Source organism: Leisingera sp. CC-HEC096, from assembly GCF_059429235.1.
In genome coordinates this window covers 1825836-1850731 of sequence record NZ_JCAIJS010000001.1, presented here as the reverse complement: position 1 = coordinate 1850731, position 24896 = coordinate 1825836, and the positions used below count along the sequence as shown (strand labels likewise).

Below are 24896 nucleotides of genomic sequence, written 5' to 3'. Positions count from 1 at the left end.
TGGGGAGGGTCGGGCGCTGCCCGGCCTATCGGCCGGGCGACAGGTTTGGAAAGTGGCTTTCTGAAGAAAAAGGGCGCCCCAAACCGGAGCGCCCTGCAGAGGTAAGGTCAGCGGAGGTTTCCGCGGGCGCCTTAGTTCTTCTCTTTGTCGACCATCTTGCCGGCCGAGATCCAGGGCATCATGCCGCGCAGCTTGGCGCCGGTTTCCTCGATCAGGTGCTCGTCGTTGGCACGGCGGGAGGCTTTCAGAGTCGGCTGGCCAACCTGGTTCTCCAGCATGAAGTCGCGGACGAATTTGCCCTGCTGGATGTCTTCCAGAACCGCCTTCATGCGGGCTTTGGTTTCGTCGTACTTCAGGATGCGCGGGCCGGTGACGTATTGGCCGTACTCGGCGGTGTTGGAGATCGAGTAGTCCATGTTGGCGATGCCGCCTTCATAGATCAGGTCAACGATCAGCTTCACTTCGTGCAGGCATTCGAAGTAGGCCATTTCCGGGGCGTAGCCGGCTTCGACCAGGGTCTCAAAGCCGCAGCGGATCAGTTCAACCAGGCCGCCGCAGAGAACTGCCTGCTCGCCGAACAGGTCGGTTTCGCATTCTTCGCGGAAGTTGGTCTCAATGATGCCGGAGCGGCCGCCGCCGATGGCGGAGCAGTAGGACAGGCCGGTTTCCAGCGCTTTACCGGTGGCGTCGGTGTGAACCGCAACCAGGCAGGGCACGCCGCCGCCTTTGGTGTATTCGCCGCGCACGGTGTGGCCCGGACCCTTGGGCGCCATCATGATGACGTCGACGCCTTCTTTCGGCTCAATCAGGCCGAAGTGGACGTTCAGGCCGTGGGCAAATGCGATGGCTGCGCCGGGCTTGATGTTGTCGTGGACGTATTTCTTGTAGGTCTCTGCCTGCAGTTCGTCGGGCATGGTGAACATGATCACGTCGCACCAGGCGGCCGCTTCTGCGATGCCCATGACCTGCAGGCCTTCGCCTTCGGCTTTCTTGGCCGAGGGGGAGCCTTCGCGCAGGGCAACGACAAGGTTCTTGGCGCCGGAGTCGCGCAGGTTCAGCGCGTGGGCGTGGCCCTGGGAGCCATAGCCCAGGATGGCCACTTTCTTGTCCTTGATCAGGTTCACATCGCAATCGCGGTCGTAATAAACGCGCATGATCCACGTCCTTTCGTTTGGTGTTTGAAAGGCATCATAGGCAAGCGGGCAGGGAATGCGATTGCAGTCGCGCATGTATTTTCCAGTTTCTTTGCGATAGCCATTCGTCAAATTGAATGATAGTGATGAAATCATGCTTGATGATCTCGACCGGCGCATTCTCCGCCATATGCAAAGCGACCCGGAGCAATCGATTCCGGATCTGGCCGACCGGCTGGGCATGACCGCCTCGCGGCTGTCGCGGCGGCTGGAGAAGCTGCGCGACGGAGGGGTGATCCTGGGACAGCGGGCGGTGATCAACTGGCGCAGCCTGGGCTACGCGGTCGAGGTCTCCTTGCGGGTGACGCTGGACAAGACCAACCCGCGCGCCTTTGACGAGTTCATTGCCGCCGCCCGCGAGATCCCGGAGGTGCTGGAGATCCAGACCTTCCTGGGCCAGGTCGACGTGCGGCTTTCGGTGATTGCGCGCGACATGCCGCATTACCAGCAGATCTACCGCACGCGCATTCTCACGCTGCCGCATATCGCCGATATCGAGGCGCTGATGCATGTAGCGCGGATCAAGTCGGATGAGGTGCTGCCGGTATGACAGCGCTGGACGATCTCGATTTTGCCCTTCTGCGGGCCTTGTCGGAGGATGCGACGCAATCGGCGGGCGCGCTGGGGCGGCAGCTGGGCCTTAGCCAGCCTGCCACCTGGCGGCGGATCAAGCGGTTGCAGGAGGCGGGGATCATCGCAGGGCGCAAGCTGGAACTCGACAAGGAGAAGCTTGGGTTTGGCGTGACTGTCTTTCTGGGGGTGAAGCTCGCGACCAAGGGGAGGGTTTCCTTGGAGGATTTCGAACGCGCGGTCTCCGCCATTCCCGAGGTGCAGACGGTGGAGCATGTGCTGGGCATGTACGACTACCGTCTGCGGGTGACGGCGCGGGACATTTCCGATTTCGAACGCGTGCTGCGCCGCCGGGTGATGACCTTGCCGGGGGTGGGCAACGTTGAGGCCAACGTGCTCCTGAGTGAGGAAAGAAGGTTGGGGCCGTTGGGATGAGGCGGGGCAGGTCTGTTTCAGAGTAGGATACCGGATGCCTCTTGACTTGGCCGGCCCGAACCCGAACTGATGGACAGGATTTGTTCTGCCGGGCGAACTAGGCCCGGAAAGTCCTTTTGATCCCAGTGGCTTCTTCCAGGTGTGATTTTGCGCAGATTCCGGCACTTGAACCGTTTCCTCCGTGCACTCAAGGCGCGGCTAAGCAGGAACCAGGTGGCGGAGTCCGCCAGGCTTGAATATCCAGTAAAGCTTTATGGGGTGGAGGTTGATGCCCATGTGCGTGTCGGCGCCTATACTTACATCAACCGGTATTCCAGAATTCATGTGCACTCGAAAATCGGCCGCTATTGCGCCATTGCCAGGTCGGTGGAAGTGGGGCCGCCGGAGCACCCGTCCGGCTGGTTGAGCATCTCGCCGTTTCAATACAACGGACATCATTTTGATGAGGTCGAAGGCTATACAGACCTGCCTTCCAGAAAATGGCAGCCCGCTGCACCCTGCGTTATCGGCAATGATGTGTGGATCGGGGCAAAGGCCGTTATTCGCAGGGGCGTCTCGATAGGCGACGGTGCCATAATCGGCGCCGGTTCCTTTGTAAACAAGGATGTGCCGCCTTATGCTATTGTGTGCGGTTCCCCGGCAAAGATCGTCCGCTACCGGTTTTCCCAGGATGTGATCCGTCGTCTGCTGGACCTTGAGTGGTGGACTCTTTCGCCGTTTGAGATGGCGGGGGTGACCTTTGAGAATGCCGAGGCGGCTATTGAGGAAATCATCCGGATCAAATCCGGGCAGCGGTAGCTGCGGCCCGTTGGGATTGTCACTTTGCGGCGGACGCTAAGATAAGCGTCGACTGGATGCCGACATGAAACGCTTTTAGCGCAAATGCACCCGCTTTCTGTCGCGCTTAGCCTGTCATTTACGCACCGCTTCGCCGTATAGCCCTTGGAGAACAGCAGCCGGCTGTATGCGAAGGCAGGCTTTGCCAAACCGCGCGACACCGGTTAGCCGTTTGATGAGGAACTTAAGGGAGGCCAAGATGGCACTGCTCGAGACCGTCGACCCGCAGGGGCTGGATGAATTTTCGGTGGTTTTCACCGACCGCTCGCTGAACCATATGTCCAAGGCATTCCAGCAGGTGATGCTGGACATCAACGCGATGCTCAAGGAGGTCTATAACGCCGAAGCGGTGGCGCTGGTGCCGGGCGGCGGCACCTATGCGATGGAGGCGGTGGCCCGCCAGTTCGCCCGCGGCGCCAATGCGCTGGTGGTGCGCAATGGCTGGTTCTCCTACCGCTGGAGCCAGATCTTTGAGGCCGGCGGGTTCACCGCGTCCTCGACCGTGATGAAGGCGCGCCGCACCGGCAATGAAAGCGCCTCTCCCTTTGAGCCCGCGCCGATTGCCGATGTGGTTGCTGCGATCAAGGAGCAGAAGCCGGGCATCGTCTTTGCCCCGCATGTGGAAACCGCCGCGGGCGTGATCCTGCCCGACGACTATGTGACGGCGATGGCGTCCGCTGCGCATGAGGTCGGCGCGCTGATGGTGCTGGACTGCATCGCCTCTGGCTGCGCCTGGGTCGACATGAAAGCGACCGGCGTTGATGTGCTGATCTCCGCCCCGCAGAAGGGCTGGAGCGCCTCGCCCTCCGCCGGTCTGGTGATGTTCTCGGACCGCGCGCTGGAGCGGCTGGAGGAAACCACGTCGGACAGCTTTGCCATCAACCTGAAACAGTGGCGCACCATCATGAAGGCCTATGAGGACGGCGGCCACGCCTATCATGCCACCATGCCGACGGATGCGCTGCGTGCCTTCCGCGACACCATGCTGGAGACCAAGGAATACGGCTTTGAGCGCCTGCGCGAGGCGCAGTGGAAGCTGGGCAACGGCGTGCGCGCGATGCTGAAGGACAAGGGCATCACCTCGGTTGCCGCCGACGGCTTTGGCGCGCCGGGCGTGGTGGTGAGCTACACCAGCGACCCGGAGGTGCAGAACGGCAAGAAGTTCCTGGCACTGGGCACCCAGATCGCCGCAGGCGTGCCGCTGCAATGCGACGAGCCCGCCGATTTCCGCACCTTCCGCCTCGGCCTGTTCGGCCTCGACAAGCTCTATGATGTGGACGCCACCCTGGCGCGGCTGAAGACCGTGGTGGATCAGGTGCTGTAAACGCACCGGCGCTTCATCTTTCCGGAAATACTCCCGCCGGAGGCAGCGGCTTTCCCTGAGGAAAGCCGCTTTTCTTTACTTCACCCCCAGCCCCATCTGCATCAGCGTCTTGCGCACCGGCGCCAGCGAATAGAGCGCGTTGAGGCCAAAAGCGCGCAGATCGCGCAGCGGGCGCGGGGCCAGCATTGAGGTGCGGTTCAGGAGGTCGATGCCCTTCACCCGCAGCAGGATCTCATTGTGGCGGGCCTTGTGGTAGGCCGCCAGCATCTGCGCGTCGCCCAGGCCCTCGGGGCGGGCTTGGGCTAGCTCCAGGAGGCTGCGCAGGTCGCCCAAGGACATGTTGAGGCCCTGCGCGCCGATCGGAGGCACCACATGGGCGGCCTCGGCCATCAGTGCCAGCCGTTCGCCGTTCAGCCGCTCCGCCGATTGGCTGATGATCGGCCAGATGGTGCGGCGCGACGCCAGTTTCAGATCGCCGAACAGGCCGCAGCTGCGCTCCGTCATGGCGGCCTCAAAGGCGGCCGGCTCCAGTTTCAAGAGCTCCTGCGCGCGCGGGCCGCGTTCCATCCAGACAATGGCGGAGGACGGCTTGCCCTGGTAGTCGGGCAGCGGAACCAGGGTGAAGGGGCCGCCGGAGCGGTGGATCTCGGTTGAGACATTCTCGTGCGGCACCGGGTGGGTCACGGCAAAGGCCAGCGCCTTTTGCCCGTAGCGGGTGGTTTTCACCGGAATGCCCGCCGCCTCGCGCATTGGCGAGTTGCGGCCGTCGCAGGCGACCACCAGCTTGGCCGCCACCTGGCTGCCGTCGCTGAGGCTGACGCGTGCCTCATCGGTGCGGGTGAACAGCGCCGTGGTGCCTGTGCCGAACCGCAGGTCCGCGTTGGGCAGCTCCGCCAGCCGGGCAATCATCTCGCGCCGCAGCAGCCAGTTGGGCAGGTTCCACCCGAACGGCTGGTCAGAGATATCGGCGGCATTGAAATCCTTGACCACCCGCGGCTCGGGCTGGGCGCCGCCGGCATCCACGATGCGCATGATCTGCAGCGGTGCGGCGTGCTCTTCCAGCCGTGCCCAGATCCCGCAGCGGTCCAGCAGGGCTTGCGCGGGCTGCAGAAAGGCGGTGGTGCGCAAGTCGGAGCCTTCGGCGTCGCGTTCGGTCACCGGCGGTGCCGGGTCGGCGCAGATCACGCTGAAACCGCTGGACGCAAAAGCGGCGGCTGCGGTCAGTCCCGCAATGCCGCCGCCGGAAATCAGGATATCGCAGGTATCGGCCATCTCGTCAGCCCTCCGTTCTGGGGCCAGAAATAGGCCCGGACGGCAGGGAATGACAAGCCGGTACCGTCAGATAGGGCGCTTAGCCGCGGGTGATGGTGATCAGCAGGGTGAACATCACCGGCACCATCGCCAGCGCCGGGAGGTACAGCCCGGGAATGCCGAACAGCAGGATCGAACAGCCCCACAGGCTGACGAAGGTGGCGATGGCGTAATAGAGGTTCTCTTCCGGGCCATAGGCGACCTCCTTGATCATCCGGCCCAACAGCGGCACGGCAAACAGGATTCGCTGCCACAGGGTCAGTTGTGCGGGAAGGGCATATGCGCTCATCGGTCGGGCTCCTACGTTTCGTTACGCGGCGCATATAGGGAGGAAAACATGCGGCAAACAGGTATATTTTGCCGCAGGTGCGAAGATTTGCCGGTATGCGATTGTGCACTTGCAGAATTGCGGCAATTGGCTCCGGAACCCGCCGCCCGCTAAGCCGGAAAATCAGATCAGCTTTGCCAGGAAACCGGCCAGATCGTCCGAATGATGATGGATATGCGCGGCGGCCACGGGCTCTGGCGCCACATGCACCGTGCGCATGCCCATCTCATGCGGGGCTGCGAGGTTGCGCGCGTCATCCTCGAACATCGCGGCATTCTGCGGGGCCACGCCTGCGCGGGCAAAAACCTTGTCAAAGGCGCGCCGTTCCGGCTTCGGGTGGTAATCGGCGTGCTCGACGCCAAAGATCCCGTCGAACAGCCCCGACAGCCCCCGCGCGGCCAGCACCCGCTCGGCATAGGGGGCGGAGCCGTTGGTGTAGACGATCTTCTTGCCCGGCAGATTACGGATGCCTGCCGCCAGGGCTGCGTCCTCTTCCAGATGGTCCATCGAGATGTCGTGGACCGCGACCAGGTAGGGCTCCGGGTCCAGATCGTGCTCACGCATCAGGCCTGCCAGTGTAGTGCCGTGCTCGCGCCAGTAGTGGCTGCGCAGGCGGTCGGCCTCGGCCCTGTCCACCTTGAGGGCTTCCATCACATAGGCGGTCATCTTGACCTCGATCTGGTCGAACAGCCGTGCGGACGGATGGTACAGGGTGTTGTCCAGGTCGAACACCCACTGAGAGACATGGGAAAAAGCGTGCTTTGGCATGCCGCGGGAGTTAGGGCCGCAACGCCGGGATTGCAATCAAAAGCGCATTTTGCCTGCGGGTTTTCAGCACATTAGCGCCATCAGGGTTGATTGCTGCCCCTTGGGCTGTAGAGATTGGCGGATCGGAACAGACGGGAAAGACAATGAGCCAGAGCCGCAGCAACCAGAAAGATGCCTATGCGCTGATCCTCGAGGCGATCGACTCGGGGATCTACAAACCGGGCGACCGGCTGGTGGAAAGCGACCTGGCCGAGCGGTTTGGCGTGTCGCGCACCCCGATCCGCGAGGCGCTGCAGCGGCTGGAGACGCAATCGCTGCTGGAGCGTGACGGGCGGTCGCTGATCGTGGCCTCGCTGGATCACAACCAGATGGCGGAGCTTTATGTGGTACGGCGCGAGCTGGAGGGGCTGGCGGCGCGGCTGGCGGCGCGCCATGCCACCGAGGAAGAGATCAAGGTGCTGAAGGAGATGGTCGAGGCGGACGACGCGCTGATCGGCAATCCGGCGGAGCTGTCCAAGGCCAACCGCCGTTTCCATGAGCAGATCCATCTGGCCTCGCACAACCGCTATCTGGTGCAGCAGCTGGATCTGGTGCACCGGACCATGGCGCTGATGGCGACCACATCGCTGGCAGCCGAGGGGCGCAGCGAGATTGCCCAGTCCGAACACAAGGGCATTGTCGAGGCGATCAGCCGCCGAGACGAGGAAGCTGCGGGGCAGGCGCTGAAGGATCACATCTCTATTGCCTTCATGACCCGGCTGAAGCAGGACGCCAGCGGGCGGGGATAAGCCTGTTGAACCGGCGTCTGCGGCGGGGTTTGGCGGTGGATTTGACCCCATGGGCCGTCTTGTCCCAGAAAAAGGGCCGGGCCAGCAGCTCATACGCCGCCTTGGCGGCGGCAAGGGCGCCCATCGGGAAGTAGAAGATCATTGCAGGTGACCAGATGGCCAGCCAGGGGCGGCCCATCGCCCGGGCGGCGGTGACGCAGATGAGTAAGCCCAGGAGTTCGAAAAGCACCAGCGCCGCCGCCGCCAGGCTCAGCAGCAGCGGCGGTGCGGCGCCTTCGCTGGGATGCGGCAGCCCCAGTGCGATCAGCCAGAACGACCACAGGAGCGGCGCAAACAGGAACTGCCCAAGCGTGCCCAGGAAGAACGCCTGAAATCCCAGGAAACGTTTCCAGCCAAGGTCGGCCAGCAGCCGCAGCGGCTGGCGCATATGCACCAGATACGTGACCATGAACCCCTTCAGCCAGCGCGAACGCTGCTTGACCCAGGGCCAGGGGCGGCAGTTGGCCTCCTCGTAGGTGGTGCTGGGCAGCATCTCGGTGCGGAAGCCCGCACGGTACAGGCGGACACCCAGGTCGGCATCCTCAGTCACGTTGTGGGCGTCCCAGCCGCCCAGCTTCTCCAGCACCTGGCGGCGCACAAACATCGTGGTGCCGCCCAGCGGCACCACCAGGCCCAGCCGGGCGATGCCCTGCAAAACGATGCGGAACCAGCTGCCGTATTCCAGCGTGAAGCAGCGCGAGATCCAGTTGGCATGCGGGTTGTAATAGTCGAGCACGCCCTGAACGCAGGCGGTCTGGCTGTCCGCCCGGGCAAAGGCCTCTGCCACTTTATCAAGCTGGTCCGCCTCGGGCGCGTCTTCGGCGTCCCAGACACCGATGATCTGGCCGCGGCAGAAGTTCAGTGCATAGTTCATTGCCCGCGGCTTGGTGGTAAGCCCGCCGAAGGCCGGAACCTCAACCACCCGGATCCAGGGCGGCAGGCGGGTGTTCTCCAGCGCTGTCCGGGTGACGCTGTCATGCGCCTCCAGCACCAGGATCACGTCGGTCAAGGCCCGGGGGTAGCTGAGTTTGCTGAGGCGCGACAGCAGGGCGCGGCTGATCTCGGCCTCCTTGTAGAGGGGAACCATAACCGAAATGACAGGCCGCTCCGCACTGCCCGCCCGGCGGGCGGCAGGCGTCGGGAGCGGAGGGAGGCGGCAGCGAGCGCGCGCGGACCAATGAGCCGCCAGCCCGCAGAGCCTCAGGCTCGAGAACAGCAGGACCGAGAAGAGGGCCAGCAGGCTGAGAGCAGTAAATACTGCTGCGGGAGCTATGCAGCAGAAATACAGAGCGGGCAGGGCGCAGCCAGCGGCGAGGGCGCGGCCCCTGGCGGGATTGAGGCTGCGGCAGCTGAGCCGGGGCGCAACACTGCTGCTGGCTTCGCGCACCAGGGCGGGGCTGAAATGGCTGGCGAGCAGCGCTGTGATTTGCGCTTCGCCTGCCAGCACCGGGGTGACAGATCCGAAACTGTCTTCCAAGTCCTGCCGGACCGCCTCGAACAGGTCCGGATGGGCGACAGCGACGGTGAGGGTCTGGCCGAGCTGCAGCCAGGGCAGGAGGCAATTGCGCAGCCAGAAGCCGGCGGGCTTGCAGGCCAGCAGCCGGGGGCTGGCGACCTGGCCGGTCAGATCGGCGCGCGGCATTCCGTACTGGCTGGCCAGCGCGTCCTGCACCTGGTCTTCGCTGGCGCGCTCCTCCGCCACCAGCGCCCGCCCCAGCGCCGCCTTTTGGTGCCGGCGCAGAACCAGCGCCTTCATCATGGTGCCGCTGTCCTCCGGGGGCCGCGGCTGCGGGGAGGGCTCCCCAACGGGCTGCGGCGGCCGGGGCGGCGGCAGCGGCTTTGACAAGAACCTCATCGCCTGCCCGCAACACTGATACCCGAGGCTGTCAGGCTGGCGGCGGGGGTTTAAGAATTGGTAAATGCGGCGTTAACCATGCTGCCGGGCGGCATGGTTAACAGCTTTTTTTATGCAGATTTGCGCTCGGCCATCGCCTCGGCAAAGCGCTCGAACAGGTAGAAGCTGTCCTGCGGGCCGGGGCTGGCTTCGGGGTGATGCTGCACCGAGAAGACCGGCTTGCCGGCAATTCGGATGCCGCAGTTGGAGCCGTCGAACAGCGAGACATGCGATTCTTCGACGCCCTCGGGCAGGGTCTGTGCATCCACTGCAAAGCCGTGGTTCATCGAGGTGATCTCCACCTTGCCGGTGGCATGCTCCTTGACCGGGTGGTTGGCGCCGTGGTGGCCGTGGTTCATCTTGACGGTCTTAGCGCCCAGTGCCAGTGCCAGCATCTGGTGGCCCAGGCAGATGCCGAAGACCGGCAGATCCGCCTTAAGCACGTCCTGGATCATCGGCACGGCGTATTCACCGGTGGCCGCCGGGTCGCCCGGTCCGTTGGACAGGAACACGCCGTCAGGGCTGTGGGCCAGCACCTCTTCCGCGGTCGCAGTGGCGGGCAGAACGGTCACGTCACAGCCCGCGCTGGCCAGGCAGCGCAGGATGTTGCGCTTGGCGCCATAGTCGATGGCGACAACCTTGTGCTTGGGGGCTTCCTGACGGGCGTAGCCGTCGGGCCAGGCCCAGCGCATTTCGTCCCAGCGGTAGCTTTGCGCGCAGGTCACGTCCTTGGCCAGGTCGAGACCGACCAGGCCGGACCAGCCGCGCGCCTTGGCGACAAGCGCCTCAATGTCGAAGTTGCCCTCCGGGTCATGCGCCAGCGCCACATGCGGCGCGCCCTGCTGGCGGATTGCGCGGGTCAGGCGGCGGGTGTCGACACCGCCGATGGCAATGCGGCCGGTGCGGGCGAGCCACTCCTTCAGCTCTTCGGTGGCGCGCCAGTTGGACGCCAGCGTCGGGTCCCATTTCACCACCATGCCGGCGGCCACCGGATCGGCGGTCTCGTCATCTTCCGGCGTGACGCCGGTGTTGCCGATATGGGGGAAGGTGAAGGTGACGATCTGGCCGGCATAGGAGGGATCGGTCATGATCTCCTGATAGCCGGTCATCGCGGTGTTGAAGCAGAGCTCGGCCACGGTTTCGCCGGTGGCGCCGAAACCGGTGCCGTAAAAGACGGTGCCATCAGCGAGCGCCAGGCATGCGGTGGGCTTGGTCGGGGCGGAAGCGGCCATTGCGCGAGTCTCCATGCGGGTGAAATTCATGGGCTTGTAAGGGGGGCGCGGCAGCGGGTCAAGCCTGCAAGGGCCGGGCAGGCTGACGCGGGGTCCGGCTGTGAAAATTTACTGTAAACTTGCACAGCAGAGACAGAATGGATAACCATCAGTGTCCGGCAACCATGGGGATGCTTTTGAGTATGGATACGCACACCCGGGTCAATCAGGCCCTGAAGCAAGCGATGAAAGACAAGGCGGCGGAGCGGCTGTGTACGCTGCGGCTGATCAATGCTGCGATCAAGGACCGGGAAATCGCCGCCCGCGCCGACGGCGAGGAGGGTGGCATCGGAGAAGAGGAAATCCTGGGTATTCTGGGCAAGATGACCAAGCAGCGCAAGGAAAGCGCCCGCGCCTATGAGGAAGGCGGGCGGCTGGACCTGGCGGAGCGGGAGCTGGGCGAAATCGCCATCATCGAGGAATTCCTGCCGCAGCAGCTGAGCGACGAGGAGGCCGCCGACGCGATCACCGCCGCAGTGGCTGAGACCGGAGCCGAATCGATTCGCGACATGGGCAAGGTGATGGCTGCGCTGAAGGCGAAATACACCGGCCAGATGGATTTCGGCAAAGCCGGGCCGCTGGTCAAGGACCAGCTCTGCAGCAAAGGCGGCTGCTGATCAGCCGTGCGCGCTTGCGCGCGCTGCCTCCGGCGGGAGTATTTCCGGGAAAGATGAAAAGAGCAGGCCCGTTTCAGCGGGCCTTTTCTTGTGCGGCTCAGCGGGTGAAGGCGGACTTGAGGTCGCCGTAAAGCGCGACCCGCTCCTCCTCTGACAGGAAGGCGCCGATCTCCACCTCGCGGCCGCAGCCGTGCAGGGTGACGTAATGCGGCACCGGGCCGTCGTGGTCGTGCATTTCGACCCGGGCCCAGTAGCGGTTGCAGTGCCAGCTTTGCCGTTTGCCGTCCGGGTTGATACGCTCCAGGCGGGCGTCCTGGGGGCCGATGGTCAGCACTTCGAGGATCTGATGGTCGCGGCGGCTGCGGTCCAGCGCCCATTTCATGCCGAACAATGCAAGCAGCAGGAACGGCAGCAGCCCCCACAGCAGGACGGAGCCCAGCACCGGGATCAGCGGCACGCAGATCAGCACCGCCGTGAGGCCGAGGAAGCGCGCATAGCCGCGCGGCGGCAGCGACTGATGCGGCCAAAGGTGCAGCTCGCGCTCGGCACCGGTTTGCGGTCGGGTCCAGTTGTAGGGCATCGGATTGCGCCTGCTGAAAACTGCGTGTCTCTCTTAATGATGTAGCGGAAATTCCGGATTTCCACCGTGTTGATACCCCAGGCGGGCGTCATGAAAAAGGCCCCGAAGCGGTTTGCTCCGGGGCCTTTTGAAAGTCAGGGTCTCAGCCGCTTAGTGCGAATGCGAGCGGTCCCACTCTTCCTGCTTGGGCAGGATTTCGAAGGTGTGCTCCGGCGGCGGGGAGGGCAGGGTCCACTCCAGGGTGTCCGCGTATTCGTTCCAGTAGTTGTTCTGGGTGACGCGGGCGCCGCGCAGCAGCGAATAGATCACCACGCCGAAGAACAGCAGGAACGAAGCGAAGGACAGGAACGCGCCATAGGACGAGATTTTGTTCCAGTAGGCGAAACCTTCCGGATAGTCGATGTAACGGCGCGGCATGCCCTGACGGCCCAGGAAGTGCTGGGGGAAGAAGGTCAGGTTGGCGCCGATGAAGAACATCCAGAAGTGGATCTGGGCGCCCAGCTCGTTGTACTGGCGGCCGGTCATCTTGCCGAAGTAGAAGTAGACGCCTGCGAAGATTGCAAACACGGCGCCCAGCGACATCACGTAGTGGAAGTGCGCAACCACGTAGTAGGTGTCGTGATAGGCGCGGTCGACGGAAGCCTGCGACAGCACCACGCCGGTCACACCGCCGACGGTGAACAGGAACAGGAAGCCGAAGGCGAACATCATCGGTGCCTTGAACTCGATGGAGCCGCCCCACATGGTGGCGATCCAGGAGAACACCTTAACCCCGGTCGGAACCGCGATCACCATGGTGGCCAGCATGAAGTAGGCCTGCTGGTTCAGCGACATGCCGACGGTGTACATGTGGTGCGCCCACACGACAAAGCCCAGCACGCCGATCGCGATGATCGCCCAGACCATCGGCAGGTAGCCGAACACCGGCTTGCGCGCGAAGGTGGCGATGACGTGGGAGATGATGCCGAAGCCCGGCAGGATCACGATGTACACTTCCGGGTGGCCGAAGAACCACAGGATGTGCTGATACAGGATCGGGTCGCCGCCGCCTGCCGCGTCAAAGAACGTGAAGCCGAAGTTGCGGTCCATCAGCAGCATGGTGATGGCGCCAGCCAGAACCGGCAGCGACAGCAGGATCAGCCAGGAGGTGACGAAGATCGACCAGGAGAACAGCGGCACCTTGAACAGGGTCATGCCCGGGGCGCGCATGTTCAGGAAGGTGGTGATCATGTTGATCGCACCCAGAATGGACGACGCGCCGGAGACGTGCACGGCAAAGATTGCCAGGTCCATCGAGTAGCCGCCTTCGTTCACGGACAGCGGCGGGTACAGAACCCAGCCCACGCCGGAGCCCAGCTGGTCATTGCCGCCCGGGGAGACAACCGAGAGGACCGCCAGCGAGGTGCCTGCGACATACATCCAGAACGACAGGTTGTTCATGCGCGGGAAGGCCATGTCCGGCGCGCCGATCTGCAGCGGCATGAAATAGTTGCCGAAACCGCCGAACAGCGCCGGGATCACCACGAAGAACATCATCAGGATGCCGTGAGCGGTGATCATCACGTTCCAGAGGTGGCCGTTCGGAGTACATTCCGCGGAGGCGTCCGCGAACATGCGCGCACCCTCCAGGCACATGTACTGAACGCCGGGATCCATCAGCTCAAGCCGCATGTAGACGGTGAAGATGACGGAGATGAGACCTGCGATCGCCGAGACGATCAGGTAGAGAATGCCGATATCCTTATGGTTCGTGCTCATGAACCAGCGGGTGAAAAAGCTCCGCTCGTCCTCGTGGCCGTGACCATGAATGGCTGCGTCTGCCATTTAAGGTGCCTCCTGTTGCATAACGAAAGGCCCCCGGAGACGGACTCCGGGCGGCCTGGATTCCTTGCGAGTTTTAGTGTGGCCCGACGGGGCCTTCAATGGCGGAGTTTGATCTGGATCAAGATTTATTGCCGCAGGGCCTTGAAACCGCAGGCTGTGCCCGGTGCCGGCAGCGCTTGACCTCGCGTCCGGGCGCGCGCACAACCGGGAAAAGCTATATTGGAGGACAGGCGCATGCCCGCATATGATCCCGACAACATTTTTGCCAAGCTCCTGCGCGGCGAGATCCCCTCGACCCGCGTTTACGAGGACAATGATACGCTGGCCTTCATGGATATCATGCCGCGTGCGGACGGGCATCTGCTGGTGATTCCGAAAACGCCCTGCCGCAACCTGCTGGATGCCAGCCCGGCGCAGATGGCGGCGGTGATGCAGACGGTGCAGAAGCTGTCCCATGCGGTGATCAAGGCCTTAGGCGCGGATGGCGTCACGGTGCAGCAATTCAATGAGGCGGCCGGCGGTCAGGAGGTCTTTCACCTGCACATGCATGTGCTGCCGCGCAAGGAGGGCGACCGTCTGCGGCCGCCGGGGCAGATGGGCGACATGGACCAGATCCAGGACCAGGCGGAAAAGATCCGCGCGGCATTGTCCGAAGCTTGACCGCGCGGGTAGCGCCTGAACCAGGGACGCCGCCGGCTGCAGCGGCGGCGTCACACCGGTTTTTTCAGTGAATTGTGTACATTTGAATTAAATATTGAATTTTGGTCGGATTTGATCATAGCTGTTTCTCAGATTGGTTGAATGTCAAAGAGGGCGCACGCGCCCAAGCGTATAGGGTCCCAAGAATTGGGGTGGTCCGGCACCAATTGCCCGAACGGATGGGGCGGCAAACGCCGGGTTTTTTTCATTTGACAGGCTGACTGCCTGATTGAGGCTGGCCTTTACGCCGGCCTCTGGGCGTATGCTTGCGGGGCGCGCTGCCTCTTTGGCCTGAATAGTAGTATTGGAGGGGCGCAGTGACGCTCTTGTACCGCGCGCAGGCCTTGTCGCAGGATCAGGTTGTTGCCGCAATTTACGAAACGATGCTCCGGCCGGAACAATTTGACCGGTTTTTCTCTGTAACGCAGGGGGCGGATGCGCTGCCTGCGGGGGAGGGGGCGCTGCAGCGTCTGCGCAGGGCGCCCGTGCTGCAAGCGCATTTCGCCCGCGCGGCGGATATCCAGGAACAGCAGTGGGCGCAGGCCGGACGCCTGCACCCCAGCAGGTATTCAGGCCCCTGCAGCCGGTTCTGGCTGCTGGCCGGGACCGGCCCCGGCAGCAGGCTGCTCAATGCTTCGCAGCGCGCGGCGCGGCAATTGATGGGATGCAGCGATCTTCCGGCGGCGATGGGGCTGACCCCGGCGGCAGCGGACCGGTGGTACAGCTTTTTGGAACAGGTGCGTCAGGGGGCATTCTCATGGCAGGACGTGCTGGTGCTGGGCACCCGCCGGCCCGGTGAGCGGTTCCTGTGCCGCCCGGTCCGGCCGGACAGCGGCGGCAGCGGCCCTGCGGCAGTGATGGCAGAACTTCTGGACTGGGAGTGGGCCGGCGAGGCGGCGGGGCCGGTCGCCGCCGCTTTCGGCCTGCGCGGCTCCGATCTTGCGCCGCTGAAGGCGGCAGCGGGCGGGCCGGGCGGCAGGGTGGCAGACGGGCTGGGTCAACTGGCCGTGAGGACCGGGGCGCCAGGCACGGCGGAACTGATCCGGCTGACGGCCTTCCTTATGAACGAGCACGCCCGCGACCTGAAAATCGCCCGTGGAGAGCTGCTGCCGCCTGCGGATGAATTCCAGGACAGCAGCGGGCAGCGCGTCCAGTATTTTCGCCTGGGAGCAGAGACCGGCCAGCCGCTGATCTATGTGCATGGGGTGCTGGACGGCATTGCGCCGCTGCAGCGCCTGCAGCCGCAGCTGCGGACGCTTGGATTCCGGGTCTACGCGCCGATGCGGGCCGGCTATGGCGGCTCAGCCCCGCTGCCGCGCGGGCAGGATCCGGCGGACGCCTTTGTGCGCCAGCTTGAGGCGCTGATCAGCCGCGAGAAGCTGCAGCGCCCAGTGCTGCTCAGCCACCGCGCCGGCGCGCTCTACGGCTGCAGCGCTGCCAGCCGCCTTCACAGCCGGATCAGCGGCTTGGTGGCGGTGGCCTCGAATTGCGTGCTCACGTCCCCGCGGCAGTTCTCCGGCCTCGGCGGCTATGCCTGGCTGGTCGCTTTCTGCGCCGCGCGGGCCGGCTGGCTGCTGCCGCTGCTGATGAAGGGCTGGCCCGGCGCCCTGCATTGGTACGGCCACAAGGCCCTGCTGCGGATCCAGACCGCCCGCGGCAGCCGGGAGCGGGACATGCTGGCACAGATGGAGCTTTTGCCGTTGCTGCAGCAGAGCCAGTCGCTGTTCCTGCAGCAGGGCGGGGCCGGGTTCCTGACGGATGTGCGGATGATGCGGCAGGGTGCGTCCAAACCGCCGCTGGCCCGCAATTCGCGTGCGGTATTCCTGCACGGCGGCGAGGATCATGTCGCGCCGCTGCAGGCGGTGCGGGAAACTTTGACCGGTCCGGGAAGCGCCCGGCTGTGCGTCAGCCAGGAGGCGGGGGCCTTGCTGTTTTACACCTTCCCGGAACTGGTTCTGACCGCGTTGCAGGATTGCGCTGCCGCAGCGCGGGAAGTGGCCTAGCTGCCGAACACCTGCCCGAAGCTGCGTTTGAGGGCGACATCCACATCCGCCATGGTGACTGGCAGCCCCAGATCCACCAGGCTGGTGACCCCGTGTTCGGTAATGCCGCAGGGCACGATGCCGGTGAAATGCTCCAGTTCCGGCTCGACGTTGATCGAGATGCCGTGAAAGCTCACCCATTTGCGCAGGCGGATGCCGATGGCCGCGATCTTGTCTTCTGCCATACCGCCCGAGACGGTTCGCGGCTTGTCAGGGCGTTCCACCCAGACGCCAACCCGGCCCTCGCGGATGTGGCCCTTGATGTTGAATTCGTCGAGTGCGGCGATCACCCAGCTTTCCAGCTGCTCCACGAACCGGCGCACATCGTGGCCGCGCTTGCCGACGTTCAGCATTACATAGACCACCCGCTGGCCCGGCCCGTGATAAGTGTACTGGCCGCCGCGCTTGCTCTCATAGACCGGGAAACGGTCCGGGTCGGTCAGGTCCTCGCGCTTGGCCGAGGTGCCGGCCGTATAAAGCGGCGGATGCTCGACCAGCCAGATGCACTCTTCCGCAGAGCCCGCAGCGATTGCCGCGGCGCGCTCTTCCATAAAGGCAACTGCTTGATCGTACTCGACAAGACTGTCCGATGTGATCCACTCAACCATGGCCGAAGCTGTCCTTTTCCATCCTTGCGCAAGGGGTGAGCCGATTAAACGGGCGTAAAACCCCTAGGTGCAAGCGCTGCCTGTGGAGTATCCTGATTCCGTAACGAGTATCCATAGGGGGCAAGTATCATGTTTACCAAGCCGCTCAAGCCGGCCTTGGCTGCCGCGTTTCTGGCAACCTCGGCCGCGGGCCCTGCAGCCGCGGACGATCTGGGCGCTGCAATTGTCGGGGGCGTCATTGGCGGCGTAATCGTCAATGAAATTCATAAGAACAAGCAGCGCCAGCGCAGCACCACCCGGACCTACCGCCGGGCGCCGGCATATTCCGCGGCCCGGGCTGAAAACCGTGAAACCCAGACTGCGCTAAACTATTTCGGCTTCAATGCAGGCTCCGCCGATGGGGTTCTGGGGCGGCGCTCACGCGCGGCCATCACCCAGTATCAGATCCACATGGGCTATCCGGCGACCGGCCATCTGGCTCCGTATGAGCGCAACTTTCTTGTCAGCTCCTATAACCGCGCGCAGATCGGCGGCCCGCAGGTCATCAAGGCTATGCAGGGCCCGCAGGGCGTGCGCGGCCTGCTGCACAGCTGGCGCGATGAGGCCGCGGGCCTGCGCACTGCCGGCAGCAGCTATGGCGGCAATACCTATGGCGGGCTGCCGCCCGAAGTCAGCCACGCGGTGGATGAGGTCGCCGCCAGCTCCGAGCCTTCCGGCGAACAGCTTTTGCAGCGCACCGGCTTCATGCAGCTGGCCGACCTCAATGGCGACGGCCGCAATGACTATGTGCTGGACACCTCGGTTTCCGGCAGCTCGTTCTGGTGCGGGGCCTCCAACTGTTCGGTGATGGTTTTTGCCTCCACCCCGCAGGGCTACCAGCGCAACGACTTTCTGGCGCGCGGCGTGACGCCCGCCAGCTTTGCCTGTCATCAGGGCACTTGCCGGATGACGGATGCCGGCGCCGAAGCCCCGGTGCAGGCTGCGCAGGAGACCCGAAGCACAGTGACCGCCGCTGCCGCACAGCCAAGCGCTTCGCTGGGCGGCATCACCCTGTTTGACCAGCCCAAGGAAAGCGCGTCGCTGACCAGCTATTGCAGCAAGGTGAGCCTGCTGACCAGCTCCAACGGCGGCTTCATGACGGCCGACAGCATGACCGACCCGGAACTGGCGCTGGGCGAGCAGTTCTGCCTGGCCCGCACATATGCCATCAACGCAGGCGAGACTCAGGCCGGCAAGGTCAAAGGGGCCACCCAGGCGCAGATCGACAGCCAGTGCGATGCCTTCGGCCCTGCGGTGCAGCCCTTCCTGGTCAAGCTCGGCACTGCTGGCAGCGGCGAAGTGATGGGCGATGTGCAGAAATTCGTGCTGCAATCCGGCATGTCGCTTGAGCAGCTGGCCAACACCGCCGGGATCTGCCTGTTCTCCGGCTACCGCCGCGATGACATGGATGTGGCGCTGGGCGCTGCGCTGATCCTGACCGGCATCGGCAAACGGCCCTATGCGGAGCTGATCGGCCACCACCTGGCGCTGGGCTTCGGTGCCCCGAACGCGGCCGAAAAAGCGCAGGAGTGGTACAGCATGGCGGTGATCTCACTGGAGAGCGGCACCGCGCCGGTGTTTGCCCCCGGACAGCCGGGACGTCCTGAGCTGATCAGGGCAGCCTCGGCCAAGCTGGCGGGCGGCCGGGTGCAGCCGGTGCAGGCCTCCGGCGGCGCATCGGCGCTGCCGTCCTTCTCATCTGATTGAGGGGAGCTTTGGAAAGGCATGGCCGGCATCGCTGCCGGCCATGTGATCGTGCCTTATGACTGTAGAAAGCTCTGACGGGGTGCGGCTGCCCTGGCGGGGCTTGCAGAGGCCGGAGAAGGAATCTGATTATTCCGGGGAAGTGGCCCGGGCGCTTTCTGCGTAAGAAATGCTCAGAAACCGCATCAGCCGGGCGCAAGGCAAAACCGCTGTGTGCCAGGGTGACAACCGGTTTATCCGCCTGTTCTCAGCGGCTTAGACGGTGGCGGCGGTGGTAGGGAACATTCTGCCTAAAAAAGGCGATTTTCGTCTTCACATCGCTTCCGCGCTGGTCTATACGCCCCTACACCAAGCCTAAGACAGTGCGGTCGTGGCGGAATTGGTAGACGCGCAGCGTTGAGGTCGCTGTTCCTTAACCGGAGTGGAAGTTCGAGTCTTCTCGACCGCACCATTTTTCAACTGACCCTGTTGAAACACCCCTAAAGCCTTGAATGGTAAGGCTATGGATGGTGTTCTAGCTCCCGCATTTCGATGATATGCAATCCGGTCCGTAAAGGCCAATCTAAGCAGTGTTCTGCGTAGCGTCATATCGCCGCTTTCCCATAGTTTCCAAGGGCTTGAGAGGAACTTGAGAGAGAGTTCTAGCATGTCTTCTAGCCTCCCCGCTGCTGGCACCCCATTTTGGGCGTTTTCCATCAAGCGAAGCTTGTCTTTTTCGAGGCCAGCAATCTTGGCCTCATAGGCTCCAATCACTGTATCATTGCTCGTGGCCATGATCCGTCCCAACAGTGATTCAATCTGTGTTTCAATTTGGGTGATTTGCCGCTTGGCAGAGGCAACCGCCTCCTCCGCCTGAGACAGGCGCGCTTGCCATGCGTGCTGGAACATCACCTTTGCCAATGCAAACAGCGAAGCGCTCGGCTGTAGCGTTTTCACAACCTCACCAAAATCAGCCTCCAAGCGATCACGCGGGATCGACTTGCCATAACTTGCACAGCCTTTGGTCTGACAGAGATAATAGGGATAGCGCTTGTACTTCCCCTTAGCCCAAGAGGAGCGCAAAGGCACACAACAATCCCCACAGGTCACAAAACCACGAAGCGCAAAATCCTCTCCGATATCTTTGCGAGCGGGCGCATAGGCCGTCTCACGACGCGCCTTCTGGATCTTATCGAATGTCTTGAGTGAGATCAGCGGTTCATGCTGCCCCTTGAGAAAACTCAGGCCGTAAGTTTCGCTGCAAATATACCCAGCATATAGAGGCTGTGTCAGCATATCAGAAATCCGTTGCTGGATGATCTGGCCATGCTTGTTGCGTGGAAAGTCGGGGCAAGTTTCAAAGAAGCGTTTGACCTCAACTTGTGTCTGGAACCGACCGGAGGCAAACCCCTCCAAACCTTCCTTGACCAAGCTTGCCAGTGGCTCATCTGGGATCAGAAGCTTCCCGTGCCCTTTGACCGTCTTGTAGCGATATCCAGTGGGCGCATTATGCACCCAATATCCCGACTGCATGCGAGCTTTCATTTTTTGAGAGACCTGACGCCCATTTTGTTTGCGCTCCAAGGCACCTTGGGCGGCCATAATGGTTTCGATAAACTCGCCTTCTGGCGTGTCTTCAAACTTGAAGTTCAGGCATTCGATTTCAGCTTTGCGTTTGCGGAAGGCTTCCCTCAGATCGAGATGGAAGCGCGTATCGCGAGCAAATCGTTTCAGATCATCAAAGATCACCACAAAGCGGGTATCGGGTTGCGCATCCAAGAATGACAGTAAAGCCACCATACCAGGGCGCTTCATAAAATCTCCCCCGCCTGTGAAGGTATCTGGAAAGACCGCAGAGACATGATAGCCCTTGCTCACGGCGTATTCCCGGCATCGTGTCTCTTGAGACTGCAACCCATGCCCGTCAGCCTCCTGCGCGCGCGATGAGACCCTGCAATAGATGATGGCTTGTTTGTCTTGTTGCGTTTCTTTCATCGGGACTCCTTTCTCGCGGCGGCACTCTTTGGGATGACCGTCTGGCTGTCTTGTGTGTGTTTGGGGTGATCACAGGATACCATATCGGCAATAGCATCAGCCAAAGCTTTCTCCTGTTCTCCACAGACCTGTTGGACAGGATGCAAGCCGAAGCCAAGGTCAACAAAACCAACCATGATGGCCCAAAGGGTTTTGATCAGCTCACGCTTTTGCTCTTCTGGGATATCCTCATTCTCAAGATATGGAAGATAGGCATCCCAATCGATAGATAGGGTTGGACGAGACGCATCAGCGTCTTTGAGGTGGCACATGGCGGGCTTCTCCTTTCTCCGGGGCCGGGTATGTTGGGATTGGGTCTATCTCTGTGCAAAAGGCACAATGAGAACAAATATAGAACACCATACCGCAAACCCGGCGATCTCCCAAGAGGTTTTTGTAAAAAACCTCTTGATGATAAGGAGATACCTTGCTGGGCTTTTAGCTGCTAAGGGTAGTACCAGTGCAAAACCGGGTAATGGGATCAGGGTGCATGATGGGCGATGCGTCAGAGTTCGATTGGCTAAACACATCAGTGAGGGACCGAGAAGAGCCGACCAAGGCCCTCTATCAGATTTTACGAGAGGTATCGCGACAAAGCGGCATCCAGTTTGAAACGCTTCTCGAACAGGCTCAAAACGCCCCAATGAGCCATGCAGAAGATGCGCTCCGAAATTTTCGGCGGGGCCGCATTGCAAAAGAGCGCGCCATGCTCATCCATGAATGGCTGGCCAAAGAGCATTTCGATCTCGCTCAGCAGATCACCCCGTACCTGTTTCAATATCGTCGTGTCTCAAACTGGGAGACCTTCCTCACCAAACACACTGTCGAAGGTGGCGTGAGTGCTAAGCCTGCCGCAGAATTTGGTCTTGCGCGGCGTGACCCACCCGCCGATGGCATTCCAACATTCCGCATCGGGCAAGAGTTTCTATTTGAGCTTCAATCATCTGCTCCGGCCTATGTTCTGGCCTTTGAGGGTTATCAAGGCAAATGGCATCCGCTGCCTTTAGGTCAGAATGAGCATGACCTGCGAGTCCGCATTCCCGAAGGCCTTAACCTTCTACCCTGTGATGGGGATGGCGTGGTCATACCATTAGCAGAATATGACGATACAGGTGAGCATCGCTTTGTTTTTGTGCTCTGCTTTGGGCCTAAACCTCTGCGGGATCAATTAAGTCTCATCACTTACGCCGAAGAACACCCGCTCACAGTTTACCAAACCAAGACACTGATCATTACGTAATATTCACGCACATGATCGCATCCGAATTTTCATATTACATAGACGCCCCTCGAGAAACTTAAAAAGCTAAAAGTCGCCACGGAATTTATACAACAGTTGCGTCGGGAACGTCGTATATATTACCAGAAAAAGCTGAGCTCAAACGATGATCTAGCAGTGCGGCTACAATATCACGGCAAGTTTCTTCAGTTGGAACTATTTTTCCTTCATCATTGAATATGATATTCAATCCATATTGCTGATGCTTCTCTCGCAGATTATTCATAAATTCAGCATTCGCATAAAAGGATTTTTGGCGAATAGCTGACATGCGGCGTAGTTGAATTTTATTATTACCGATAAAGCTAGTTAATGGTTGTAAGCTTTCAAAGACTTCGACGAATTCATCCTCTTGAATCATCTGCGCATAATCCTCTTCATGAGCTGCTTTGTAATTAAGAATGGACTCAAAGTTCATCTTATTTCGAACCGCAATCTTATCATTCACTCCAAAGAAATCAAATGTCTTTTGAATCCTGAAGCTCTCGTCGTCGATAAGCTCAAGTTGCGTGTCTGTGAAAAGTGCCGTTATGACGCTAGACGCTGTGCGCGATTTCCAAGTGCTGTCAGTTTTTCTAACTGCATACAGGACTCTGTCATCAGATGAAAACTTAGCGACATAAAATATGCAATTGAATATTGTCTTTACGTCTCGCACCTTTCTATTGGGGAGATCGTTTTCGAATTGATCTTTGATTAATCCAACGTGTGTCTCATCTTCGTTTATCGTAAGAACACTCTGTTCATTATTCTCAGAAAGCAAACCATACTCGATCTCCTCAACAATATCTTCAATTTGACGTTGGGCAATACTCTTCAGCTCTGCGTCCATGGCGATTGTAGTGTCAACCCAATGCCCATTAAACTTAGGTGGTTGCCCCTTCGGACTCTGTTTTTTAAAAGTCCATAATTTTGTGCTTGCGGCCTCTAGATCGAAGCTCTTAAGATCTTCTACTGTTGTCATTTAATACCCTATCCTTGCCTGGAAATCATAACGTCTTCAATCCAGTTGTGCTTTATTCTGCTCCCAAGCTCAACCTCTCCCTTTATTAGAGCGACAGTTGTTAATTTCGATGAGCTGCCTTCAAATCTATATTCGACCTCATGAAGTCTCCAGCCGAACGCTACTAGTACAGGATTCAGGATAATTTGACCGGACTTATAGGTTATCCAAAAAATCCAAATCATAAATATCGAGATCCCAATGAGCTTATCAGGTGTGGGTTCCCCAAATTTCGCCCCCATGCCCATAAAAGAAACCACATACGGAAGGGTGTAGTTCATGAGCTCAGCAGGTATATGCTTGGTGGAAAGGATAATTGATGTGGTATTCATCTTAACAACCTGCAAAGTGGATATTGTCACCAACAGGCACAACAGACAAATAATAAAAATTGAAATTGATGCGCGGGGATTCTTAAATGGCACTTTGCATTGTGTGTTTGCATCAAAGAAATTAAAACAAAACCCATTCGCAAAATAAGAATAGTCAAAATCTTGCGCGAGCAAAATAACCGAAAGAGGCAGGTATGAACCCAGGAAAATTGTAATTGCAGTCCAAACTCTAAGCTTCATCGCCACACATGTCCCCAAAAGTATAAATTACCAGCAATTTGCCCACGCCGCAACGCTTAAATCAAACATGCTAAACTCAAACGACCTTTACTACCGACGTCATAATTAATTTTCGCCTGCCCATTTGGGGGTGTGAATTAGAATGACAAGCTGCAAGAGAAGCAGCGCCAATTACATATACTACTGTCTACTTTAAGGGGTCACTGCTAGTTCGCGCAAGGTTTGACAGCACCTTGACTACATCATTAACAGAGAATAATTTACCCCACTCCCTAGCCCCAGAGGTTTTAAGCCGAGATAATTGATCAGAGGCAGCGAGCTTGGCAGTGGCGATATCTTGAAAGAAATCAGCCGGATCACCCAGATCGGCCCGGATCGTATCTGCCTCAACCACGCGTGCGAGATTCACTGCATCAAAGAAGCAAGGCAACGTCACCGCACGCCCAAAGGCTTGAATCTCATCGGCTGATGGGATGTCATCAGGATCAACGGCTTTCGCTCCAGCCCGCTTGGCCTTCACTTGCGCGCGGATCAAAGGCATCTCTGTGATATGTCCCAATAGCTGAAAGATACGTGTTGCAGCTTTTGGATGCGTCAAGCTTGCCTCGTTGTACTGGGCATCCGCACGCTCAATGAGCATCATCATCCCCGAAATTGCCGTGATCTTGCATCGCAGATCCTCCCAACCCTCTGTTGAGTAAGCCTCAAGCAACAGATCCGCCGCATCATGATCAGCTTGCAACTCAAGACATTGCGGCGTCGCAGCCCGCATATCTGCAGGTAATCTGAGCATAGGACCAAGCTGGCGATCTGCACGTCTGGCAATCCCAAAGACAGGTGTGTTCGGGGTTTCTGAGATTTGAAAATCACCGAGCAAGTCGAAGTGGTTCAGTTCAATATGTTGAAATTCATGCAAGAAGAGCCAAACGAGAGAGTTGTAGGCCATCTGCTCAGGCTCAACCGAAAACGGAACACCGATACCTGCGGTAAAGGATTCATCGTGCAAGGCGTCAGCCCAGAGGGCCTCAATGCGTTCGACCAAACCTTCACTGATCTGAATGATGTGCTGCGCACCACTGCGAGTGACACCAGCATAGAATGCATCACCAGTGATGACTTCGATCACAGTCCGATTGATTTGACTCATACTCGATCACT

General features: G+C 60.4%; 23 protein-coding genes, 1 tRNA gene and 1 pseudogene. 11 read left to right on the top strand and 14 right to left on the bottom strand.

Translation table 11 applies throughout. From position 1 onward, the window contains the following. Positions 1-131: 131 nt before the first annotated feature. Positions 132-1154: a ketol-acid reductoisomerase gene (ilvC, locus tag AC5STI_RS09090; protein ID WP_027236799.1), complete on the bottom strand. Its 1023-nt coding sequence runs from the start codon at positions 1152-1154 to the stop codon at positions 132-134. Between the two features lie 133 nt (positions 1155-1287). Between ilvC and AC5STI_RS09085 the strand changes: the two genes are divergently transcribed. The 4 genes from AC5STI_RS09085 (at position 1288) to AC5STI_RS09070 (ending at position 4359) form a co-directional block, all read left to right on the top strand. After that, the gene (locus AC5STI_RS09085) at positions 1288-1743 is read left to right on the top strand and encodes an Lrp/AsnC family transcriptional regulator (protein WP_490399155.1); all 456 of its coding nucleotides are present in this window, start codon (positions 1288-1290) and stop codon (positions 1741-1743) included. Further along, a complete protein-coding gene (locus tag AC5STI_RS09080; protein WP_495446437.1) occupies positions 1740-2198 on the top strand; it encodes an Lrp/AsnC family transcriptional regulator in 459 nt (152 codons plus the stop codon). Before AC5STI_RS09085 ends, AC5STI_RS09080 begins: the two co-directional genes overlap by 4 nt. Positions 2199-2363: 165 nt before the next feature. After that, positions 2364-2996, top strand: a complete 633-nt coding sequence (locus AC5STI_RS09075) for a CatB-related O-acetyltransferase (RefSeq protein ID WP_495446436.1) — start codon at positions 2364-2366, stop codon at positions 2994-2996. 238 nt (positions 2997-3234) lie between these two features. Next, positions 3235-4359, top strand: coding sequence for an aminotransferase class V-fold PLP-dependent enzyme (locus tag AC5STI_RS09070; RefSeq protein WP_495446435.1), 1125 nt, complete (start codon positions 3235-3237; stop codon positions 4357-4359). Positions 4360-4434: 75 nt separating this feature from the next. Here the strand turns inward: AC5STI_RS09070 and AC5STI_RS09065 are convergent, their stop codons facing one another. From AC5STI_RS09065 to AC5STI_RS09055, 3 genes are all read right to left on the bottom strand, one after another. Further along, on the bottom strand, positions 4435-5631 hold the full coding sequence (locus AC5STI_RS09065; RefSeq protein ID WP_495446434.1) for a UbiH/UbiF family hydroxylase: 1197 nt from the start codon (positions 5629-5631) through the stop codon (positions 4435-4437). A 79-nt stretch (positions 5632-5710) separates the two neighbouring features. Further along, a complete protein-coding gene (locus AC5STI_RS09060) occupies positions 5711-5959 on the bottom strand; it encodes a hypothetical protein (protein ID WP_475046824.1) in 249 nt (82 codons plus the stop codon). A gap of 162 nt (positions 5960-6121) precedes the next feature. After that, complete coding sequence (locus AC5STI_RS09055) at positions 6122-6766, bottom strand: pyrimidine 5'-nucleotidase (RefSeq protein ID WP_495446433.1); 645 nt, start codon at positions 6764-6766, stop codon at positions 6122-6124. A gap of 143 nt (positions 6767-6909) precedes the next feature. Between AC5STI_RS09055 and AC5STI_RS09050 the strand changes: the two genes are divergently transcribed. Beyond that, positions 6910-7554, top strand: a complete 645-nt coding sequence (locus tag AC5STI_RS09050) for a GntR family transcriptional regulator (RefSeq protein WP_475046820.1) — start codon at positions 6910-6912, stop codon at positions 7552-7554. On the opposite strand, the gene AC5STI_RS09045 is transcribed toward AC5STI_RS09050, so the two are convergent. Together AC5STI_RS09045 and carA are read right to left on the bottom strand one after the other, a co-directional pair. Next, positions 7514-9352, bottom strand: a complete 1839-nt coding sequence (locus tag AC5STI_RS09045) for a glycosyltransferase (RefSeq protein ID WP_495446432.1) — start codon at positions 9350-9352, stop codon at positions 7514-7516. The genes AC5STI_RS09050 and AC5STI_RS09045 overlap by 41 nt on opposite strands. A gap of 206 nt (positions 9353-9558) precedes the next feature. Beyond that, positions 9559-10719, bottom strand: coding sequence for a glutamine-hydrolyzing carbamoyl-phosphate synthase small subunit (carA, locus tag AC5STI_RS09040; protein WP_495446431.1), 1161 nt, complete (start codon positions 10717-10719; stop codon positions 9559-9561). Between the two features lie 182 nt (positions 10720-10901). Between carA and AC5STI_RS09035 the strand changes: the two genes are divergently transcribed. Next, positions 10902-11375, top strand: coding sequence for a GatB/YqeY domain-containing protein (locus AC5STI_RS09035; protein ID WP_490399163.1), 474 nt, complete (start codon positions 10902-10904; stop codon positions 11373-11375). A gap of 97 nt (positions 11376-11472) precedes the next feature. Here AC5STI_RS09035 and AC5STI_RS09030 read toward each other — a convergent pair whose 3' ends face one another. Further along, positions 11473-11955 (bottom strand): DUF2244 domain-containing protein, encoded by a 483-nt coding sequence (locus tag AC5STI_RS09030; RefSeq protein ID WP_475046813.1) that lies wholly within the window; start codon positions 11953-11955, stop codon positions 11473-11475. A 150-nt stretch (positions 11956-12105) separates the two neighbouring features. Then, a complete protein-coding gene (gene ctaD, locus AC5STI_RS09025; protein ID WP_222504053.1) occupies positions 12106-13779 on the bottom strand; it encodes a cytochrome c oxidase subunit I in 1674 nt (557 codons plus the stop codon). A 234-nt stretch (positions 13780-14013) separates the two neighbouring features. Here ctaD and AC5STI_RS09020 point away from each other — a divergent pair, with 234 nt between their 5' ends. Further along, entirely contained in the window at positions 14014-14439 is a 426-nt protein-coding gene (locus AC5STI_RS09020) for an HIT family protein (protein ID WP_495446430.1), read from the top strand. Positions 14440-14795: 356 nt separating this feature from the next. Further along, complete coding sequence (locus tag AC5STI_RS09015) at positions 14796-16481, top strand: alpha/beta hydrolase (RefSeq protein ID WP_495446429.1); 1686 nt, start codon at positions 14796-14798, stop codon at positions 16479-16481. Here AC5STI_RS09015 and lipB read toward each other — a convergent pair. Next, positions 16478-17173, bottom strand: a complete 696-nt coding sequence (lipB, locus tag AC5STI_RS09010; protein ID WP_495447749.1) for a lipoyl(octanoyl) transferase LipB — start codon at positions 17171-17173, stop codon at positions 16478-16480. The genes AC5STI_RS09015 and lipB overlap by 4 nt on opposite strands. A gap of 84 nt (positions 17174-17257) precedes the next feature. Here lipB and AC5STI_RS09005 point away from each other — a divergent pair, with 84 nt between their 5' ends. Both AC5STI_RS09005 and AC5STI_RS09000 read left to right on the top strand, forming a co-directional pair. Beyond that, entirely contained in the window at positions 17258-18874 is a 1617-nt protein-coding gene (locus AC5STI_RS09005; protein ID WP_495446428.1) for a peptidoglycan-binding domain-containing protein, read from the top strand. 361 nt (positions 18875-19235) lie between these two features. Further along, positions 19236-19322: transfer RNA gene (locus tag AC5STI_RS09000), tRNA-Leu, on the top strand. A gap of 494 nt (positions 19323-19816) precedes the next feature. Here the strand turns inward: AC5STI_RS09000 and AC5STI_RS08995 are convergent. Next, a pseudogene (locus AC5STI_RS08995) lies at positions 19817-20845 on the bottom strand (recombinase family protein); the annotation flags it as partial. Beyond that, a complete protein-coding gene (locus AC5STI_RS08990; protein ID WP_495446427.1) occupies positions 20842-21156 on the bottom strand; it encodes a hypothetical protein in 315 nt (104 codons plus the stop codon). The gene AC5STI_RS08990 and the pseudogene AC5STI_RS08995, both read right to left, overlap by 4 nt. Before the next feature lie 218 nt (positions 21157-21374). On the opposite strand from AC5STI_RS08990, the gene AC5STI_RS08985 reads away from it, so the two are divergent. After that, a complete protein-coding gene (locus AC5STI_RS08985) occupies positions 21375-22124 on the top strand; it encodes a hypothetical protein (RefSeq protein WP_495446426.1) in 750 nt (249 codons plus the stop codon). 85 nt (positions 22125-22209) lie between these two features. Here the strand turns inward: AC5STI_RS08985 and AC5STI_RS08980 are convergent, their stop codons facing one another. The 3 genes from AC5STI_RS08980 to AC5STI_RS08970 all read right to left on the bottom strand — a co-directional run bounded on the left by AC5STI_RS08980 (position 22210) and on the right by AC5STI_RS08970 (position 24885). Next, positions 22210-23127 carry a Kiwa anti-phage protein KwaB-like domain-containing protein gene (locus AC5STI_RS08980; RefSeq protein ID WP_495446425.1) on the bottom strand — a complete coding sequence of 306 codons (918 nt, stop codon included), beginning with the start codon at positions 23125-23127 and terminating at the stop codon, positions 22210-22212. A gap of 8 nt (positions 23128-23135) precedes the next feature. After that, complete coding sequence (locus tag AC5STI_RS08975) at positions 23136-23738, bottom strand: KwaA family protein (RefSeq protein WP_495447748.1); 603 nt, start codon at positions 23736-23738, stop codon at positions 23136-23138. A gap of 187 nt (positions 23739-23925) precedes the next feature. Next, entirely contained in the window at positions 23926-24885 is a 960-nt protein-coding gene (locus tag AC5STI_RS08970) for a hypothetical protein (protein ID WP_495446424.1), read from the bottom strand. Between the last annotated feature and the right edge of the window lie 11 nt (positions 24886-24896).

Bases quoted from the DNA above. Each gene is read 5' to 3' on its own strand.
- ilvC (WP_027236799.1), bottom strand. From the start codon at position 1,154: ATGCGCGTTTATTACGACCGCGATTGCGATGTGAACCTGATCAAGGAC.
- AC5STI_RS09085 (WP_490399155.1), top strand. From the start codon at position 1,288: ATGCTTGATGATCTCGACCGGCGCATTCTCCGCCATATGCAAAGCGAC.
- AC5STI_RS09080 (WP_495446437.1), top strand. From the start codon at position 1,740: ATGACAGCGCTGGACGATCTCGATTTTGCCCTTCTGCGGGCCTTGTCG.
- AC5STI_RS09070 (WP_495446435.1), top strand. From the start codon at position 3,235: ATGGCACTGCTCGAGACCGTCGACCCGCAGGGGCTGGATGAATTTTCG.
- AC5STI_RS09065 (WP_495446434.1), bottom strand. From the start codon at position 5,631: ATGGCCGATACCTGCGATATCCTGATTTCCGGCGGCGGCATTGCGGGA.
- AC5STI_RS09060 (WP_475046824.1), bottom strand. From the start codon at position 5,959: ATGAGCGCATATGCCCTTCCCGCACAACTGACCCTGTGGCAGCGAATC.
- AC5STI_RS09055 (WP_495446433.1), bottom strand. From the start codon at position 6,766: ATGCCAAAGCACGCTTTTTCCCATGTCTCTCAGTGGGTGTTCGACCTG.
- AC5STI_RS09050 (WP_475046820.1), top strand. From the start codon at position 6,910: ATGAGCCAGAGCCGCAGCAACCAGAAAGATGCCTATGCGCTGATCCTC.
- AC5STI_RS09045 (WP_495446432.1), bottom strand. From the start codon at position 9,352: ATGATGAAGGCGCTGGTTCTGCGCCGGCACCAAAAGGCGGCGCTGGGG.
- carA (WP_495446431.1), bottom strand. From the start codon at position 10,719: ATGGCCGCTTCCGCCCCGACCAAGCCCACCGCATGCCTGGCGCTCGCT.
- AC5STI_RS09035 (WP_490399163.1), top strand. From the start codon at position 10,902: ATGGATACGCACACCCGGGTCAATCAGGCCCTGAAGCAAGCGATGAAA.
- AC5STI_RS09030 (WP_475046813.1), bottom strand. From the start codon at position 11,955: ATGCCCTACAACTGGACCCGACCGCAAACCGGTGCCGAGCGCGAGCTG.
- ctaD (WP_222504053.1), bottom strand. From the start codon at position 13,779: ATGGCAGACGCAGCCATTCATGGTCACGGCCACGAGGACGAGCGGAGC.
- AC5STI_RS09020 (WP_495446430.1), top strand. From the start codon at position 14,014: ATGCCCGCATATGATCCCGACAACATTTTTGCCAAGCTCCTGCGCGGC.
- AC5STI_RS09005 (WP_495446428.1), top strand. From the start codon at position 17,258: ATGTTTACCAAGCCGCTCAAGCCGGCCTTGGCTGCCGCGTTTCTGGCA.
- AC5STI_RS08990 (WP_495446427.1), bottom strand. From the start codon at position 21,156: ATGTGCCACCTCAAAGACGCTGATGCGTCTCGTCCAACCCTATCTATC.
- AC5STI_RS08985 (WP_495446426.1), top strand. From the start codon at position 21,375: ATGATGGGCGATGCGTCAGAGTTCGATTGGCTAAACACATCAGTGAGG.
- AC5STI_RS08980 (WP_495446425.1), bottom strand. From the start codon at position 23,127: ATGACAACAGTAGAAGATCTTAAGAGCTTCGATCTAGAGGCCGCAAGC.
- AC5STI_RS08975 (WP_495447748.1), bottom strand. From the start codon at position 23,738: ATGAAGCTTAGAGTTTGGACTGCAATTACAATTTTCCTGGGTTCATAC.
- AC5STI_RS08970 (WP_495446424.1), bottom strand. From the start codon at position 24,885: ATGAGTCAAATCAATCGGACTGTGATCGAAGTCATCACTGGTGATGCA.